Origin of the sequence: Klebsiella sp. 141162, from assembly GCF_050600755.1 — a bacterium.
Classification (GTDB): Bacteria; Pseudomonadota; Gammaproteobacteria; order Enterobacterales; family Enterobacteriaceae; genus Klebsiella; species Klebsiella aerogenes.
The window spans coordinates 61,325-79,492 of sequence record NZ_JAQIRI010000013.1 but is presented as its reverse complement, the minus strand read 5'-3'; the positions used below and the strand labels follow the sequence as shown (position 1 = coordinate 79,492).

Genomic DNA, 18,168 nt, shown 5'->3' with positions numbered 1-18,168 from the left:
ATCAGACAGAAGAATGAGCATTTACGCCATTCTGCAACAGGACAAAAAAGTCGTTGTAAACGAACTGGCCGAGAAGTTCGGCGTCACCAAAATGACTATCCGCCGGGATCTGTCATTCTTCGAAAAACAGGGAATCGTCAAAACGACCTATGGCGGCGCCTACCTGACCAGCGGCGCCAGCGTCGAGCCAAGTTTTCAGCTTAAATCCGTGCAGATGGTTGACGATAAACACCTGATTGGCCGTAAAGCGGCAGAGCTGGTTGAGGACGGCGACACTATCATCATTGACTGCGGGACCACGCTGCTGGCGCTAGCGCAATCAATTTTCGATAAAAAAATCATGGTGATCACTAACTCAGTACCGGTAGTGAACCTGCTAAAAGGAAGAAAAAACATCAAGTTAATCGTCGCTCCGGGAGAATATGAAGATGATACCCAGGGGATGATCTCTTTCAGTACCGCAGAGTTTTTTAGCACCATTCATGCCGATAAGGTCTTTATCAGCACCCAGGGTATTAACCACCACGGCGAGCTAACGGTCCCTAAAATGACCGATGCCCACGTCAAGCGAGCGCTGCTGCGCGCCGGACGGCAAAAAATCCTCCTCGCCGATAAAAGTAAATTCGAGCAAACTTTCCTTGCCGGCCATGCCCGACTGGACGATTTTGACATCGTTATCAGTCAGGATGGCCTCCCAGCCGATATCCTCTCCCTGCTTACTGCGCAAAAAACCGAACTGTTGCTGGCCGACAGCGCAGCATAACTTCACGCCCGGCAACGGGCGTCTGTGCTTTTCCGTTTTTTCTAAATGTTCTTTTTAGATTTATTAATGATAAATAGAACACAAAAGATCATAAATAAATTGACAAAAGAACACCTCAAGCGTGGAATAGGGATACCCCCTCCAGAATTGAGGTCTTTATGAACGGATTACTGAGCTTCAAACCTACCAACGACGATTGCGACTTCGCGCGTATCGCTAAAAAACAGGATCAGATGTTCCATCGCGTGGCGACGCTATGCCCGGAACGAGCAGAGATCATCACCGAGTCGTTTAAACGCTCCGAAGGCCAGTCCATTGTGATTCGCCGGGCTTTGGCGTTAGCCGATATTCTGGAGAAAATGACCATCTATATCGAACCGGATATGCTGATTGTCGGCAACCAGGCGAGCGCCAATTTTGCCGCGCCGGTGTTCCCGGAATACTCCTTTAACTGGGTTATCGATGAACTGGACGAATTTGATAAGCGTTCCGGTGATAGCTTCCGCGTGTCCGAATCCACCAAAGCCCGCTTGCGTACCCTGCAGGATTACTGGCAAGGAAAAACCCATCAGGATGAAGTGCTTGCCAACCTACCGCAAATTAACCGTCTGGCGGAAAAACAGGGCGTGCTGCACCGCGGCGGCATCAGCATGTCCGGCGACGGCCATATCATTCCGAACCATGATTTCGTACTGGAAGTTGGCTATGGCGGTATGCGCGATATCGCCAAACAGCACCTGGAAAATGACGACAACCTGACCGACGAGCAAAAAGATTTCTATCAGGCGGTCATTATTACCATGGAGGCCGCGCTTAAATACTGCAAACGCTTCTCCGCGCTTGCTAAAACCGAAGCGGCAAGAGTGTCCGATGCTAAACGCCGCGACGAACTGCTGGCCATGAGCGACATGTTCGCCCATCTGATGGAAGGCAAAGCCCGTAGCTTCTATGAAGCCGTGGAAACCGTCTACCTTACCCATTTGCTGATGATGATTGAAAGCAACGGCCACTCTTTCTCCTTCGGCCGCTTCGACCAGTACGTCTGGCCGTATTACGAAGCCGATATCAAAGCCGGGAAAATCAGCAAAGAAAAGGCGCTGGAGATCCTGACCCACTTCTTCATCATGACCAACAGCCTGAACAAAGTACGCCCGTGGGGCCATACTCAGTACAGCGGGGGCTATCCGCTCTATTCCAACCTGATGGTTGGCGGCATGAAGCCTGACGGCAGCGACGGTACCAACGATCTTTCCTATCTGTCGCTGGAAGCCATGGCGCTAACCGGCCTGCCGGAACCAAACCTCAGCGTTCGTTTCTCAAAAGATACCCCGCATTCGCTGATGCAGGATGCCGCAAAGCTCATTCGTAAAGGCTTCGGTATGCCGTCGATCTTCTGCGACGAAGTGGTTATCCCTGCCATGATGACGCTGGGCCTGACGGAAGAAGTCGCCCGCGAATATGCTTCAATGGGTTGCGTAGAAACCGCGATCCCAGGCCGCTGGGGGCACCGCGCCACCGGCATGACCTATGTGAATTTCGGCAAGATCCTTGAGCTGGTGATGAACAACGGCTGCGATCCGGCGACCGGCGTGCAGTTAGTGAAAATCAACGGTAAAGAAGGCCGCGAAATAAACTACCAGTCTTACGATGAAGTATGGGCGGCGTGGAACCAGCTGCTGGAGTTCTACTCCGATCTGGCGGTAGATTGCGATCTGGTCTGCGACCGGGCGCTGAAATACCACGATGCCGATGCCTTTGCCTCCGCCACGATTAACTGCTCACTGGAACGCGGTAAAACGTTGAAAAACGGCGGCGCGGAATATGACTTCGTGAGTTCCTCCAACATTGGCCCTTCCGTGGTCGGCGATAGCCTGGCGGCAGTGAAAAAACTGGTCTTCGACGATAAAGTCCTGACGCTTCAACAGCTACGTGACGCCATGGATAGCAACTTTGAAGGTCTGGAAGGCGCGCGCGTACGCAAACTGTGCCGCAATGCGCCGAAGTTTGGTAACGATATCGACTATGTCGACCATATCGTCGCCGATGTCTTCGAGTCCTATCTCAAACTGCTGCCGAAATACAAAACCGATCGCTATGGTAAGGGGCCAAAAGGCTGCGGTTATACCATGTCGACCTCTAATATTACTTCATACGTGCCGAATGGTTTTGACGTCGGCGCCACGCCGGATGGTCGCCTGGCGACGCTGCCGCTGAACGAAGGCGCCTCTCCGTGCCTCGGCGCGGATAAAGAAGGCCCGACGGCGGTCATTAACTCGGTTGCGAAACTGCCGAACCAGAAAATCGCCGGCGGCCAGCTGCTGAATATGAAGTTCACGCCAAGCGCGCTTGAAGGCGACGACAATCTGGAGAAATTTACCGCCTTTATGGAAGCCAGCCGTGAGAAAAACATCTTCCATAATCAGTTCAACATCATTGATTCCAATATTCTGCGCGCCGCGAAGGCCAATCCGCAGGATTACCCGAATCTGATGGTGCGCGTTGCCGGGTACTGCGCGCTGTTCTCAACGCTGATGCCGGAAGCGCAGGATGCGATTATCGCGCGCACCGAACTGAGCTGGTAAGAGAGAAACGCGATGAGAACTGGCCTGATATCCCGAATTCAACGTTATTCCACCAAAGATGGTCCAGGAATACGCAGCACCGTCTTTATGCAGCAGTGCAACCTGCGCTGCCAGTGGTGCGCGAATCCGGAAACCATCGGGCCAGGCCATAACGTTTTCTGGTTTAAAGAACGCTGCCGCCAGTGCGGTACCTGCGTACAGGCGGCGAACAACCACGCCATTACCCTTGCTGAACCTGGCAATGGCGTCAATATAGACCGTAGAAATTGCAGCAATCTCCTGGATATGGTCGATCTCTGCCCCTACGACGGTTATGAAAAAGTCGCTAAAGAGATGACCTCGCACCAGTTGGCGGAATTACTACTGCGCGACAAGACATTTTACGACTCAAGCACTGGCGGCGTGACCTTTTCCGGCGGCGAGCCGGCGCTGCAGGCGGAGTTCGTCAAAGAAACAGCGCAAATATTGAAAGCGCAGGGCGTACACGTATGTCTCGATACTGCAGGCAATATCCGCTGGGAAAAGCTGCGCCCGCTGATTGAAACGGTCGATCTGGTCTCTTACGACTTTAAAGCTTTCAACCCCGAGACTCATCTTGCCTGTACCGGCGTAGACAATCGGCGGATCCTCGATAATGCCAAAGCGATCGCCGCTATGGGCAAGCCGATCCTCGCGCGAATGGTGATCGTGCCGACGCGTAACGACGATCCGGAGGATATTCGCCAGCGTCTCGACTTTATTCGTAAACTCGGTCCGGCGGTTTTACAGGTTGATATTCTCGAATACCATATTTATGGCATCGGGAAATATCAAAAGCTTGGTATGCCCTATTTTCTACACAACATTCCAACATGCCAACGCGAAGTAACAGAACAAATTAAACAATACGCTGAAGATATTGGATTAAAAGCCACCATTGGCGGTTAAGGATTAACATGTTGAACTTTATTATTACCGACACCTACGAAAAAATGAGCGCCCTGGCAGCACAACATATTGCCCAGGAGCTGAATAAAAAACCGGATTTAGTAATGGCCTTACCGACTGGCGGAACCCCCGTCGGCCTCCTGGCCGAAATGAGCCGAATGGCGAAAGATGGCGAAGCCGATTTCTCCTGCGCCCTCTCGTTTAATATCGACGAATATATCCCGCTGGTCAAAAACGATCCGCAAAGTTATTATTACTTCCTGCAACAGCACTTTTATCAGCATGCCAACATGGCTGAAGAAAATACCTTCGTACCGGATATTCTGGCGCCCGACCTGCAGGCCGAATGTGCTCGCTACGAACGCCTGATTCAAAGCCATGGCGATTTCGATATTACCGTTCTCGGCATTGGTCACGATGGTCATATTGGTTTCAATGAACCCCATGCTACCCATAGCCCGGTATGCCATATCATCGACCTTAACGAAGAGACCATTGCGGCGAACGCCCGCTTCTTCGCCAGCCAGGACGAAGTCCCCCGGCAGGCTATCACTTTGGGCATGGGCACCATCTTGCGCAGCAAAAAGATCGTGCTGATTGCCAACGGTAAATCAAAAGCGGAAATTATCAAGCAGTTGCACCAATGCACACGCATCGATCCGCAATTCCCCGCCTCCTTCTTACTGATGCATGCGGACGTCACCATCATATGCGACCGTGACGCGGCATCGCTTATCAGCGCTTAAAGGTGAGCATATGATAATCCAGAGCGAACGAGTGTGGCTTGCCGGGGGTTTTTACCCGGCGCAAATAACCATTGAAAATGGGCTTATCGGCGCGATCACGCCCGGTCTTAGCTCCCGCGTGGATAAGGATTTCGGGGCGCGGCGCATTATACCAGGCCTTATCGATAGTCATGCGCACGGCGCCTGGGATTACGATACCAACGAAAACGACCCACAGGGGCTACGCCGCTGGGCCTCCCGCCTACCAGAAGAAGGCGTCACCGCCTTTTGCCCGACTACCGTTACCGATGAAAACGCGACGCTACTGGCGGCGCTGGACAATATTTCCCACGTCATGGACGAAGGATATAGCGGCGCGGAAATTCTGGGCATCCATCTCGAAGGCCCGTTCCTGAGCCAACTTTACCGCGGCGCGCAGCCGGAAAAACAGATTCGCCCTGCCGACGTCACCCAGTTTCAGGCTTTCGAAAAGGCGGCGCGCGACCACATTATCGCCATTACCCTTGCCCCGGAAGAAGACCATCAATTTGCGCTGACCCGCTACTGCGCGCAGAAAGGGATTGTGGTCAATATGGGCCATTCGGATGCTTCTTTCGAGCAGGCGCTGGCGGCGGTCGCCAACGGCGCTAAAAATGTCACCCATGTCTATAACGGCATGGCGAAATACGTCAATCGCGAGCCCGGCCTGCTTGGCGCCGCCCTGAATCTTGATGGCCTGTACGGCGAGGTGATTGCCGACGGTATCTTTGTCAGCCTGGTTTCCGCCGCCCACCTTTATCGCAGCAAAAATGATAATGACATCATCATGATAAGCGACTCGATGAAGGCGAAAGGTTGTCCTCCGGGGCGCTATATGTTCGGCGGAGAGCCAATGGTACTTGGCGATGATGGCGCAACCAGACGGGATAACGGCGTCCTGGTCGGCAGCACGCTACAGCTCAATCGCGGCTTATATAATATGGTCGAAAGAGCAATGGTGCCGTTTAGCGCGGCATTAAAATCCTGCACCATTAATCCGGCACGGTTATTAGGTTTTGATAGTCGAAAAGGGAAATTACAGCGCGGATACGATGCCGATATTGTTGTCCTTGAAGATAATTATCAGGTGAATACAACCTATTGTCGCGGTACGGTAGCCTGGTCAATAAGTTAATTAATTCACCTCCGTATCATTTAACAATGGTGGTTATTGAAAAATAACCGCTGCTTTGTTATTCATTCTATTTATTAATAACCCAAGTCCTTTTTAATATTTATTAAAATGCGACCTGGCTAACATTAAACACCTCCTGAAATCCCTTAAAAATAACCCACAATAAAAATAAGACTGCTTAATTTTAACTGCCCATCGTTATACAGGTCAGTCGCTTTATTACATGCGGCTTCAGGATTTATTATTTTAAGGGAATTCATATGAATATTTTGGGTTATCTACAAAAAGTCGGCCGGGCATTGATGGTGCCCGTCGCTACTTTACCTGCCGCCGCCATTTTAATGGGCATCGGTTACTGGATCGATCCCAACGGCTGGGGTAGTTCTAACGCGCTGGCCGCACTATGTATTCAGTCCGGTGCGGCCATTATCGATAATATGGGCGTCCTGTTTGCCGTCGGGGTAGCTTACGGCATGTCGAAAGATAAAGATGGCGCCGCCGCGCTGGCCGGGTTTGTCGGCTTTCTGGTATTAACCACGCTCTGTTCGCCGGCAGCTGTCGCCATGATCCAGCAGATCCCAATCGAGCAGGTGCCTGCGGCCTTTGCGAAGATTAAAAATCAGTTTATCGGCATCATGGTCGGTATTATTTCAGCGGAACTCTATAACCGCTTTAGCAGCACGGAGTTACCGAAAGCGCTCTCGTTCTTCAGCGGACGCCGACTGGTGCCGATCCTCACTTCATTCACTATGATTGTGGTGGCGTTTGTCCTGATGTTCATCTGGCCGGTGGTCTTTAGCGGGCTGGTCAGCTTCGGTGAACATATCCAAAAACTGGGCTCACTGGGTGCGGGTATCTATGCTTTTTTCAACCGTATGCTCATTCCGGTCGGCCTGCATCACGCCCTGAACTCGGTATTCTGGTTCGACGTCGCCGGGATTAACGACATCCCGAATTTCCTTGGCGGCGCGCAGTCCATCGCCTCCGGTAAAGCGGTGGTTGGCATCACCGGTCGTTACCAGGCGGGCTTTTTCCCGGTCATGATGTTCGGCTTGCCGGGCGCGGCATTAGCCATGTACCAATGCGCCCGTGCGGAAAATAAAGCGAAGGTGATGGGTATTATGATGGCTGGCGCGTTCGCGGCCTTTTTTACTGGTATCACCGAACCGCTGGAGTTTTCCTTCATGTTCGTCGCGCCGGCGCTATACGTCATCCACGCCTTTTTAACCGGCGTGTCCGTCTTCATCGCCGCCAGCATGCACTGGATCGCCGGATTCGGCTTCAGCGCCGGTCTGGTCGATATGGTACTGGCATCGCGCAACCCGCTGGCCACCCACTGGTATCTGCTCATTCCCATGGGGCTGGTGTACTTCGCGATTTATTATCTGGTCTTCCGCTTCACCATCACCCGCTTCAACCTGCTGACGCCGGGCCGCGAGCTGTCCGTTGCCGGCAGCGCCGCCGATGGCGAAGATGTGAACCTGAGCGCCGCGAAACAGCAGGATATCAGCGCGCTGGCGCGCCAGTACATTGCCGCTATCGGTGGTTCCGATAATCTCACCAATATCGACGCCTGCATCACCCGCCTGCGCCTTGGCGTTAAGGATGCAACGCTGGTCGATGAAGCGCTGGCCCGCCGCCTGGGAGCCAGCGGGGTCATTCGCCTCAACGCCAGCAACGTGCAGATAATCGTTGGCTTCGTGGCGGAAAAAATCGCCACCGCCATGAAAACCGCGGGTCACGTCGATGCCGCGCAGACGCTCCCCAGCGTCACCGCGCAGGCCCACAATAATCCACGCAAGGCAGCGAATGCATTGCGGATTATCGAGCTCGTCGCCCCGGTGAGCGGCGAGCTGGTCGCGCTGGAGCAAGTCCCTGACGAAGCTTTCGCCAGCGGCGCCGTTGGCGGTGGTGTCGCCATCCTGCCGGCCAGCAACATTGTGGTTTCACCCGCGGCGGGTACTCTCATCAAGATTTTCAACACCGATCATGCCTTCTGTCTTGAGACCGAAGACGGCGCTGAGATCGTGGTGCATATGGGGATTGATACCGTTGCGCTGGCGGGCCAGGGCTTTACCCGTCTGGCGGAAGAAGGCGCTACCGTTGTCGCAGGTCAGCCGATTCTCGAAATGGATCTCGTGTACCTCGAAGCTAACGTGCGTTCGATGGTTAGCCCGGTGCTCTGTAGCAATATAGAGGAGTTCGCGCAGCTGGAAATCAAAGCGCACGGTCAGGTGAAAGCGGGTGAACCGCTGTACCACATTAAGGGATAAGATTGATAAACGGTGTGGCCGCGCCATGCGGCCACATGTGACGATTATTTTGCCGCCGTCGCCGGCCGATCAACGTGTTGCCCATGAGCGTGGCGCTTTTTAAGGCTGATAATCGCCAGCGCCGCGACAATCAGCACAATGCCGCCGCCTTCCACCAGCCCCGGATTTTCACCCAGCAGCCACCAGGAAAACAGCACGCCGCAGACCGGCACCGCCAGCGTACTCAGGCCGGCGACGCTGGCAGGCAGATTACGCAGGACATACAGCCACAGACTCCAGGCCACCGCCGTGGCCAGAATCGCGCTATAGCCCAATGCCCAGAAAACCCCAGGCTGCCAGTCAATACTGCGCTGCGGCACCAGCCACGCCACCACGCTCATCACCAGCGCGGCATACAGCATCTGCCAGGCGGTTAACGACAGTAAATCGAGGCGCGGATAGCGGCGATACATGCGTTTGGCGACAATCGCGCTCGCCCCCCAACTGATGCCGGAGAGGATCGCCAGCAGCGCGCTTTTCATCGAGGAGAAATCCAACTGCCACGGCTGCAGCACCAGCAGTAGACCACACGCCGCCAGGACGATAGCGGCATACTGCAGCCGCCGCATGCGCTCGCCTAAAAACAGCGCCGCCATGATCACTACCCAGAACGGCATGGTGTAGCTGAGAATAGCGACTTTACCGGCGCCGCCGCTCATCAGCGCCCACTGCGCCAGGCCGACCATGCCGCAGGTTTGCAGCAGCGCAATCGCCAGGGTATAGCCAAACGGCGTCGGCCGCATGCCGCGCCCGCGCAGCGCCAGCACCGCCATCAGTACAATCGCGCCGAAGATACAGCGCAGCGCGGTAAAATCGAAGGCGCCGATATAGAGCGTTACCTGTTTCATCGCAATCCAGCTGTAGCTCCAGATAAGCGTCAGCAGGACGAGGCCGCAACCGGCCAGGAGATTGCTGTTCCTTGCAACCGTCATAACTTCTCCACCGTCATGATTTTTGCGGGCACTATACTCGCTTTGGCGGAAGGTTGCTTAAAGGCAGAGCGCACTTTTCGTGCTAAAAAAGGGGGCGGTGAATTGCAGTTCACCGCCCCGATAAGGATGAAACAAGAGGTAAAACAGGTGATTACGCCGGGCGCACGCCCAGGGTATGGCAGATGGCGTAGCTCATTTCGGCGCGATTCAGGGTATAGAAGTGGAAATCTTTTACCCCTTCCCGGCTTAAAATTTTCACCATGTCCATGGCGATATTCGCCCCTACTAGCTGGCGCGTTTCGGCATCGTTATCCAGCCCTTCGAACATTTTCGACATCCAGGTTGGGATACGCACGTTCGTCATATCGGCAAATTTCTTCGCCTGTTTAAAGTTGGAGACCGGCAGAATGCCCGGAATAATTTCCACGTCGATACCGGCGGAGACGCAGCGGTCGCGAAAACGCAGGTAGCTTTCGACATCAAAAAAGAACTGAGTGATCGCGCGATTAGCGCCCGCTTCTACTTTACGTTTCAGGTTCAATAAGTCGGCCTGCGCGCTTTTGGCTTCCGGATGCACTTCCGGATAGGCAGCGACGGAGATGTCAAAATCACCGACGTCTTTTAGCAGCGTCACCAGGTCGGCGGCGTACATCTCCGGCTTGCCGCTACCCGGCGGCAGGTCACCGCGCAGCGCGACGATATGGCGGATACCGTTGTTCCAGTAATCCTGGGCAATCGCGCGCAGTTCATCGCGGCTGGCGTCGATACAGGTCAGGTGCGGCGCCGCTTCCAGACCGGTGCGGTCTTTAATGCCCTTGATAATGCTATGAGTGCGGTCGCGCTCGCCGGAGTTCGCCCCGTAGGTGACGGAAACAAACTTCGGCTTCAGGCTGCTTAAGCGATCGATGGATTTCCACAGGGTTTGCTCCATTTCACTGGTACGCGGCGGAAAGAATTCAAAGGACACATTAATCTGGCCCTGGACTTCCGCCAGGCTCTGATTCAGGGCTTCCCGCTGATTGGCGTGAAAAAAGCTCATACCTTACCTCATCAATCGCATTATATTTATCAGTCGTGTTGCGAACTTCTATACGTTTAGACGTCCAGATGTAAAAATGACGGAAAAGCGTGCGGGCGTCAATAGAAAAATCTGCGTAAACAGTGAGGAATTTTCAGTCAAAGTGAAAAAAGTTCATCTCGCGTCAGGCCAGGCGCGCCTTGGCGTTATTTTCAGATTTTGTCCGCAGCGTAATTTGAAGTAGTTCAAAAAATCGCACATCTCCCCCCCTGGCATAACGATTACTATTGCAGCAACGTCAACCTTGATCCACATTGAGTAGAACGTTCTAGTAGAACGTTCTACTCAACATATCATCGCCAATAATATCTATTCGGGGTAATCAGCATGAGTCTGTGGTCAGGGTTCATAAAATCATTATCAAAACTGTCGATGATCGGCCGCGCCTTGATGCTGCCGATTTCGCTCCTCCCGGCCGCCGGCCTGTTATTGGCCTTCGGGGATAAATTCCATTTACCGCTGATGATGAATGCCGGCGGTATTATTTTCGATAACCTGCCGATGCTCTTCGCTATCGGCTCCGCGGTCGGCCTCGCGTCGGAATCCGGCATCGCCGCGCTATCGGCAGCGGTCTCGGTCTTCGTCACCAACATTACCATCGGTACCGTACTCGGCATTACGCCGGAAATGGCCGCTCAGGGCGGCAAATACGCGATGGTGGTCGGCATCCCGACGTTGCAGATGGGGGTTTTCGGCGGGCTTATCTGCGGGATACTCGCCGCCTGGTGCTACAACCGCTTTCACACGCTGCAATTGCCGGAATTCCTCGGTTTCTTTTCCGGTAAGCGTTTTGTGGCGATCGCCACCGCCTTCCTGTCGTTTATCCTCGGCCTGTTGCTACCTTACATCTGGCAGCATATCCAGGCCGGTATTGATTCCTTGTCGATGGTGATTAACGGCGATAACCAGGCCGCCTCCACCTTCATTTTCGGCCTCGTTGAACGCGCGCTAATCCCGCTTGGCCTGCACCACATCTGGTACCCTTCCTTCTGGTACTCCTTCGGCGATTACACCACTCAGGCGGGCCAGATGATCCACGGCGACCAGACCATCTGGTTTAAAATGCTGGAAGAAGGGGTGAAATCTTTTAGCACCGATAGCTATCAAAACGCGGGCAAATTTATGCAGGGTGAATTCCCGCTGATGTTGTTCGCTCTGCCGGCCGCCTGTCTGGCGATGTATCACGAAGCGCACACTAAAAATAAAAAAATCGCGGCCGGTATTCTGTTCTCCGCCGCGCTGACCTGCTTCCTGACCGGCATCACCGAACCCGTCGAATTCACCTTTATCTTCGTGGCGCCGATTCTGTACGTCTTTAACGCCATTATGGCGGGGCTCTCGTACATGACCATGTACCTGCTGCACGCGCATATTGCCAAGTCGTTCTCCGCCGGACTTATCGACTATATCTCCTTCGGTATTCTGCCTTCCATGAACGGCTATCAGACAAACTTCCTCAGCGCGGTGATTGTTGGCGTGCCGATGGCGCTGATTTATTATTTCACCTTCCGTTTCGTGATCCGCCGCTTCGATGTGAAAACGCCGGGACGTACCGATATCACCGTAACGGCCAATGATAAAACCGACGCCGAACTGGCAACTGAAATTGTCAGCTTACTCGGCGGTTCACAGAATATTGACTCGGTGGGCGCCTGCATCACCCGTCTGCGTCTGGAGGTTGCCGAACGCGAGGCGGTAGATAAAGACGGCCTCAACAGTATCGGCGCGCGCGGCGTAGTCTTCGTCGGTGATAACGGTATCCAGATAATTTTTGGCGCCAGGGCGCAATTTATCGCTCAAACCATGTCGGGGATGATTGGCAAATAACCAGAAGATGTTATGGTGTGGAAGATCGCTTGTCTCAGAGAAGCGATCTTCTGCTATCTGACTGTCATACAACAGTTTTCATGGAGCGATTTTGAAGAAAGTCAGCATTATAGATGTGGCGAAACTGGCCGGCGTTTCCGTTTCTACGGTCTCGCTGGTATTACGTCAGAAGGGAAAAATTTCCGACGCCACCATCGAAAAAGTCAATGCTGCCATCCAGGAGCTCGGCTATGTGCATAACGTCGCCGCCGCCAACCTTCGCGCCAACACCACCAATCTAATCGGCCTGATTCTTCGCGACTTCAACGACAGTTTTTCCATCAAAGTGATGGCCAACATCGTGCAGGAACTGGAGAAACAGGGCTATATGGTATTTCTCGGCCAGCCGCTTAACGATAGCGACTATCTGGATCGCTGCCTGCTGTCGTTTAAACAACAGGGCGTCGCCGGCGTGATTTATCTTGATGCCGATACCACCCGCGATACGCTGCCTGCAGCGCTGCTGCAATGTCCCCTGCCTCTGGTGACGGTCTCGCAAACGCCGTTAACCGGCAACCGCGATCAGGTGGTCCGCGATAATCGTCAGGCCGCCAGCATCGCCGCGCGTTATCTGATAGAGCGTGGTCATCGCTATATTGCCTACATCGGCGGTCAGGAAGACGATCTTATTCGTCAGCAGCGGTTGCTCGGCTTTTACAGCACGCTGGAGAAAAACGGCATGACGGTACGCGAAGAGTTTGCGCCCGCCTGTCACGACAATACCCAGGCCGCCAGTATCGCCACCCGTCAGCTACTGGAACAGAACAACGCGATTACCGCGCTGCTTTGCCATTCGCCGGACGCGATGATTGGCTGTCTCAACGGCATTCATCAGGTGGGACGGACGGTGGGCAAAGATGTCTTTCTTACCCAACAAGTGGCGCTGGTGGGCTTCGAAGATATGATGCATGTGAATTTGACTTCGCCATCTTTTACCTATGTCTCTTCCGCCAGCGAAGAGACCGGCCGTCAGGCCGCCGCGTTAATTATCCGCAAGATCAAAGAACCGGCTCTCCCTACCCAGCGTATTACCCTTTCCGGACAACTGGTGACGCGGGAGTCAGCATAATGAAGGCCGGCCCAGCGGGCCGGCCTGACAGATTACAGCAGCTGCGCCAGACGATTGATATCTGACTGAATGGCCCCGGCGGTAACATCGCGGCCTGCGCCTGGCCCACGAATCACCATTGGGTTATCGCGGTACCAGCGACTCTCGATGGCAAAGACGTTATCGCACGGCAAAAGCGCCGCCAGCGGATGTTCCTGACGCACTGCTTCTACTCCGACGCGCGCTTTACCGTTGGCATCAAAACGCGCCACGTAACGCAACACCAGCCCCATTTCACGGGCGGCTTCAAGGCGCTGCAGCATCTGTTCATTCAGCTCTTCGCCGTTCTCAAAGAAGTGGTCGACCGAGCCCTCTTCGCAATGCGCCGGAACCAGCGATTCCACGCGCACCTGATCCGGCTCGATATTGTAACCAGCTTCGCGCGCCAGGATCACCAGCTTGCGCATCACGTCTTTACCCGACAGGTCAACGCGCGGGTCCGGTTCGGTCAGCCCTTGCTGCCAGGCCTGATCCACCAGTTCGGTAAATGGCACCGTGCCGTCAAACTGCAAGAACAGCCAGGAGAGCGTACCAGAGAAGATACCGCTCAGCCCCAGGATGGTATCGCCGCTGTCGATCAGATCGCGCACCGTATGGTTAACCGGCAAGCCTGCGCCGACGGTGGCGTTATACAGCCAGTGACGGCCGGTCTTTTCGAAGGCGTCGTGGATCTGGCGATATTTATCGCTGCTGCTGGCGCCCGCCAACTTATTGGCGCTGATCACATGGAAACCGTGGCTGGCGAAATCCAGATACTGATCGGCCAGCTGTTCGCTGGCGGTCACGTCCAGCACCACTAAATCATCATAAGGGTGCGCGCGCATCCACAGGAATAGCGACTCTTCATCCTGCTCGACCGCTTCATCTTCAAAGAATGCCAATGCGCGGCTGGCATCCAGACCTTCGTAATTCAGCAGGCTACGGCGGCTATCCACCACCCCGGCCAGCAGGAACTCAAAGCCGGTGCGGGCGGAAAGCGTGCTCTGCTCGCGCGCGAACAACTCCAGCCAGCGGGAGCCGATATTGCCTTTGCCGAACAGCACCAGGCCGATGCGTTTTTCAGCGCGGAACACGGAGTGATGTAGTCCCTGAATCAGGCTCTCGGTTGGGCCGGCGCGCAGCACCGCCACCAGGCTGATGCCCTCTTCCGATTGCCAGGTAAACTCTACCGGCTGCCCTTTCAACTGCTGCCAGAAACGGTGGCAATGCAGTGGATTGCGGGTCACGCCCGCGCCGACCATCGCCACCAGCGCCAGCTTCTGACGCAGACGCAGCTCGCCAGGCAGGCCCGCTTCATCCAGCAGTTTCAGCGCGCTGTCGGCCACTTCAGAGGTGTAGCAGAACTGCAGCAGCTTACGGTCGGCATGCACGCCCACCGCCAGCGGGCGCAGCTGCGCGCGTTTGAAAATCTGATCCAGCTCTTTATGCGCCAGCTTGAAATCCTGCCCGGCCGGCACCTGGAATTCAATCAGGCAGACGTCGTCGTGACTGGTGACGATACGCGCGCCGGTGCCGGATGCCAGCACGCGCTCAATGCGCGTCGAACCCTGGTCCGGGGTGTAGCTACAGCGCAGCTGTAAATCGATATCGCTGCCGGAAACCGGCTGTAGCGTACGCGCGTGCAGCACCGGCGCCGCCAGGCGAGCCAGCTCGCTGGCTTCATCAAGACGCAGCAGCGGCAGCAGGCACGCATCTTTCACTTTACGCGGGTCGGCGCTATAAACCCCGGCCACGTCGCTCCAGATGGTGACGCGGGAAACACCGGCCAACGCGCCGATTTGGGTGGCGGAGTAGTCGGAACCGTTACGGCCCAGCAGTACGGTTTCCCCGGCATTGTTACGGGCGATAAAGCCGGTCACCACCAGCCGTTTGTTGGGGTGCTGCGCCATCAACTGTTGTAACAGCGGGTAGGATAAGCCTTCATCAACCTGCGGCTGCGCGGCGCGTTCCGCGCGCAGGAAAGCGCGCGCGTCCAGCCAGGCGGCTTCAACGCCAAGGTGGTTTAGTACCGCCGCCATCAGGCGCGCGGACCACACTTCGCCGTGGCCGACGACTTCGGCATATACCGCATCGGTGACGCCGCTATCCAGCAGGCCCGCCAGACGCTCAAGATCGTGAATAAACGTCGCGATCAGCGCGTCGGCGGAATCCGCCGGCAGCAGGCCGGCGATCAGGTCCATTTGATAGCGACGCAGCGCTTGTTGCACCTGATGCGCAGAAAGACGATCGGTCTGGCTTAGCTGCAGCCAGCTAATCAGCTGGTTGGTGGTGCTACCGGCGGCAGAGACGACCATCATATCGCCTGCCTGCGCATAGTCGGTCATGATCCCGGCGACGCGCAGGTAACATTTCGCATCCGCTAAACTACTCCCACCAAATTTGTGCAGCTGACGACCCTTCGCCCCTGCCTGCGCAATCACACTCATCTTTATTCCTCGTTTGCTGCCCGGAAGCCATTTTCCAGGTCGGCAATTAAATCTTCACCATCTTCAATACCGGTCGAAATACGCAGGAGCGTTTCCGAGATCCCTGCCGCCGCACGCGCTTCCGGCGCCATGCCCGCATGCGTCATCGTCGCCGCATGGGAAATCAGGCTCTCAACGCCCCCCAACGATTCCGCCAGCGTAAATAGCGATAAACCGCTCAAGAAGCGACGCAGCGTCTGCTCATCGCCATCGAGCTCGAAGCTTAGCATCGCCCCAAAACCTTTTTGCTGACGCGCCGCAATCTCATGCCCCTGGTTTTCCGGCAGGGACGGATGATACAGCTTTTTCACCAGCGGCTGGGTTTTCAGATAGTCGACTATCGCCTGCGCGTTGCGCTGCGCCACTTCCATTCGTGGAGAAAGGGTACGCAAACCACGCAATAACAGATAGCTATCAAACGCCCCGCCGGTGACGCCGATATTATTCGCCCACCATGCCAGTTCGGTGACAGTCTCAGGATCTTTGGCAATCACCACCCCGGCGACCACGTCAGAGTGGCCGTTGAGATATTTGGTGCACGAATGCAACACCAGATCGGCGCCCAGCGCCAGCGGATTTTGCAACGCCGGGCTGAGGAAGGTGTTATCCACCACGCTCACCGCGCCGGCTTCACGCGCCAGCCCGCAGATTTTCGCAATATCGACCACCCGCAGCAATGGGTTGCTCGGGCTTTCGACCAGCACCAGCTTCGGTTGTTCCGCTAACGCTTCGCGTAATGCCTGTTCATCGCTTTGATCGACAAAGCGCACGCGATAGCAGCCGCGTTTCGCCAGGCTGTCAAACAGACGATAGCTGCCGCCATAACAGTCGTGCGGCGCCACCAGCAGATCGCCCGGCTTCAGGAACACCGTGGTCACCAGCAGAATAGCCGACATTCCGGTATTGGTCAGTACCGCGCCGGCGCCGCCTTCCAGTTCCGCCAGCGCGCGCTGTACGACATCGCGAGTCGGGTTGCCGCGTCGGGAATAATCGTGGGCGCGCGGTTCATTGAAACCGGTGAAATTATAGGTGCTGGAGAGGTGGATCGGCGGGACAACGCAACCGTACTGTTCGTCGTCATTTAAACCGCTACGCACTGCAATGGTGGCCTGTTTACGCGTCATGTTGGACAGTTCCTGGGCTGTTCGGTGAGAAGTCAGGCCTCAGAGTAATCATTGTCACAATAGACGTCAATACATCTGGACATCTAAACTTCTTTGCGTATAGATTGAGCAAAAGACAAATAGCCGTTAAAATTATATGCATTAGCGCACGTCGGCGGCGGCTTATCTCATGTCAGAAAGCACGCTCATACGGTAAACTACGCGCAATTATGGCCGGGCGTAATGTTCTGGCCCTTAACTAATAAACAGAGGATTAAGGTATCTCATGGCTGAATGGAGCGGCGAATATATCAGCCCATACGCTGAGCACGGTAAGAAGAGTGAGCAAGTAAAAAAAATTACGGTTTCCATTCCTCTGAAGGTGTTAAAGATCCTCACCGATGAACGCACGCGTCGTCAGGTGAACAACCTGCGTCACGCCACGAATAGCGAACTGCTGTGCGAGGCGTTCCTGCATGCCTTTACCGGTCAACCGTTACCTAACGATGAAGACCTGCGTAAAGAGCGCAGCGATGAAATCCCGGAAGCGGCGAAAGAGATTATGCGTGAACTGGGCATCGACCCGGATACGTGGGAATACTAAGACATAAAAAAAGCGGAAGATATCTTCCGCTTTTTTATTCCTCGCGTTGCCAGACGAAGGATACAAAAAAGCCGCCCTGAGGCGGCTCTTTCTGGCAACTTACTTGCTGCCCGGGATGCTGAAGCGCTTGTTGAAGCGGTCAACACGGCCACCGGTAGCAACATCACGCTGTTTGCCGGTGTAGAACGGGTGGCATTTACCGCACACGTCGAGGTTCAGGTCGTGACCAACGGTGGAACGGATTTTCATGACATTACCGCAAGAACAGGTAGCAGTAATTTCGTCGTAATTTGGGTGAATACCTTTTTTCATGGGAGAACCTCAGTTAAGGCCGCGTCGCTCTTCCAGCCCTAACGCCAGACACCACGCGATATTAATAATTTCCCGACGACCTTCGCACAGCTGGCGCATACCGGCTTAACGAATTTCCCGGGTTTTGGGAGTTTGATGCGGCATAAAGCGCACCAAAGGCGGCGAATCATACAGAATTTGACCAGCAGATGCAAACTTATCCGCGCCGCCTTCGGTA

Annotated in this window: 14 protein-coding genes; 9 read left to right on the top strand and 5 right to left on the bottom strand. The window is 54.9% G+C overall.

Annotation, left to right across the window (positions count from 1 at the left end; translation table 11 throughout):
- The first annotated feature begins 13 nt into the window (after nucleotides 1–13).
- The 6 genes from PGR23_RS23160 (at nucleotide 14) to nagE (ending at nucleotide 8,444) form a co-directional block, all read left to right on the top strand.
- Nucleotides 14–763: a DeoR/GlpR family DNA-binding transcription regulator gene (locus tag PGR23_RS23160; RefSeq protein ID WP_045395317.1), complete on the top strand. Its 750-nt coding sequence runs from the start codon at nucleotides 14–16 to the stop codon at nucleotides 761–763.
- Between the two features lie 158 nt (nucleotides 764–921).
- Nucleotides 922–3,345, top strand: a complete 2,424-nt coding sequence (locus PGR23_RS23155) for a glycyl radical protein (RefSeq protein WP_047047239.1) — start codon at nucleotides 922–924, stop codon at nucleotides 3,343–3,345.
- A 12-nt stretch (nucleotides 3,346–3,357) separates the two neighbouring features.
- A complete protein-coding gene (locus tag PGR23_RS23150; protein WP_047047236.1) occupies nucleotides 3,358–4,272 on the top strand; it encodes a glycyl-radical enzyme activating protein in 915 nt (304 codons plus the stop codon).
- Between the two features lie 8 nt (nucleotides 4,273–4,280).
- Nucleotides 4,281–5,018: a glucosamine-6-phosphate deaminase gene (nagB, locus tag PGR23_RS23145; RefSeq protein ID WP_047066289.1), complete on the top strand. Its 738-nt coding sequence runs from the start codon at nucleotides 4,281–4,283 to the stop codon at nucleotides 5,016–5,018.
- A 10-nt stretch (nucleotides 5,019–5,028) separates the two neighbouring features.
- A complete protein-coding gene (gene nagA, locus PGR23_RS23140) occupies nucleotides 5,029–6,171 on the top strand; it encodes an N-acetylglucosamine-6-phosphate deacetylase (RefSeq protein ID WP_047078378.1) in 1,143 nt (380 codons plus the stop codon).
- 260 nt (nucleotides 6,172–6,431) lie between these two features.
- The gene (gene nagE / locus PGR23_RS23135) at nucleotides 6,432–8,444 is read left to right on the top strand and encodes an N-acetylglucosamine-specific PTS transporter subunit IIBC (RefSeq protein WP_047047228.1); all 2,013 of its coding nucleotides are present in this window, start codon (nucleotides 6,432–6,434) and stop codon (nucleotides 8,442–8,444) included.
- 44 nt (nucleotides 8,445–8,488) lie between these two features.
- On the opposite strand, the gene PGR23_RS23130 is transcribed toward nagE, so the two are convergent.
- On the bottom strand, nucleotides 8,489–9,415 hold the full coding sequence (locus tag PGR23_RS23130; RefSeq protein WP_047047225.1) for a DMT family transporter: 927 nt from the start codon (nucleotides 9,413–9,415) through the stop codon (nucleotides 8,489–8,491).
- A 151-nt stretch (nucleotides 9,416–9,566) separates the two neighbouring features.
- Nucleotides 9,567–10,454 carry a methylenetetrahydrofolate reductase gene (gene metF, locus PGR23_RS23125; RefSeq protein WP_015368922.1) on the bottom strand — a complete coding sequence of 296 codons (888 nt, stop codon included), beginning with the start codon at nucleotides 10,452–10,454 and terminating at the stop codon, nucleotides 9,567–9,569.
- A gap of 366 nt (nucleotides 10,455–10,820) precedes the next feature.
- Between metF and PGR23_RS23120 the strand changes: the two genes are divergently transcribed.
- Nucleotides 10,821–12,320 carry a PTS transporter subunit EIIC gene (locus PGR23_RS23120; RefSeq protein WP_315712095.1) on the top strand — a complete coding sequence of 500 codons (1,500 nt, stop codon included), beginning with the start codon at nucleotides 10,821–10,823 and terminating at the stop codon, nucleotides 12,318–12,320.
- Nucleotides 12,321–12,411: 91 nt separating this feature from the next.
- The gene (malI, locus tag PGR23_RS23115) at nucleotides 12,412–13,428 is read left to right on the top strand and encodes a Mal regulon transcriptional regulator MalI (protein ID WP_315712093.1); all 1,017 of its coding nucleotides are present in this window, start codon (nucleotides 12,412–12,414) and stop codon (nucleotides 13,426–13,428) included.
- A 32-nt stretch (nucleotides 13,429–13,460) separates the two neighbouring features.
- Here the strand turns inward: malI and PGR23_RS23110 are convergent, their stop codons facing one another.
- Both PGR23_RS23110 and metB read right to left on the bottom strand, forming a co-directional pair.
- Nucleotides 13,461–15,893: a bifunctional aspartate kinase/homoserine dehydrogenase II gene (locus tag PGR23_RS23110; RefSeq protein ID WP_047078382.1), complete on the bottom strand. Its 2,433-nt coding sequence runs from the start codon at nucleotides 15,891–15,893 to the stop codon at nucleotides 13,461–13,463.
- A 2-nt stretch (nucleotides 15,894–15,895) separates the two neighbouring features.
- Complete coding sequence (gene metB, locus PGR23_RS23105) at nucleotides 15,896–17,056, bottom strand: cystathionine gamma-synthase (RefSeq protein WP_015368924.1); 1,161 nt, start codon at nucleotides 17,054–17,056, stop codon at nucleotides 15,896–15,898.
- A gap of 265 nt (nucleotides 17,057–17,321) precedes the next feature.
- Here metB and metJ point away from each other — a divergent pair, with 265 nt between their 5' ends.
- Nucleotides 17,322–17,639, top strand: a complete 318-nt coding sequence (gene metJ / locus PGR23_RS23100) for a met regulon transcriptional regulator MetJ (RefSeq protein WP_004107547.1) — start codon at nucleotides 17,322–17,324, stop codon at nucleotides 17,637–17,639.
- A gap of 99 nt (nucleotides 17,640–17,738) precedes the next feature.
- Here metJ and rpmE read toward each other — a convergent pair whose 3' ends face one another.
- A complete protein-coding gene (gene rpmE, locus PGR23_RS23095) occupies nucleotides 17,739–17,951 on the bottom strand; it encodes a 50S ribosomal protein L31 (RefSeq protein ID WP_015368925.1) in 213 nt (70 codons plus the stop codon).
- Nucleotides 17,952–18,168 lie beyond the last annotated feature (217 nt).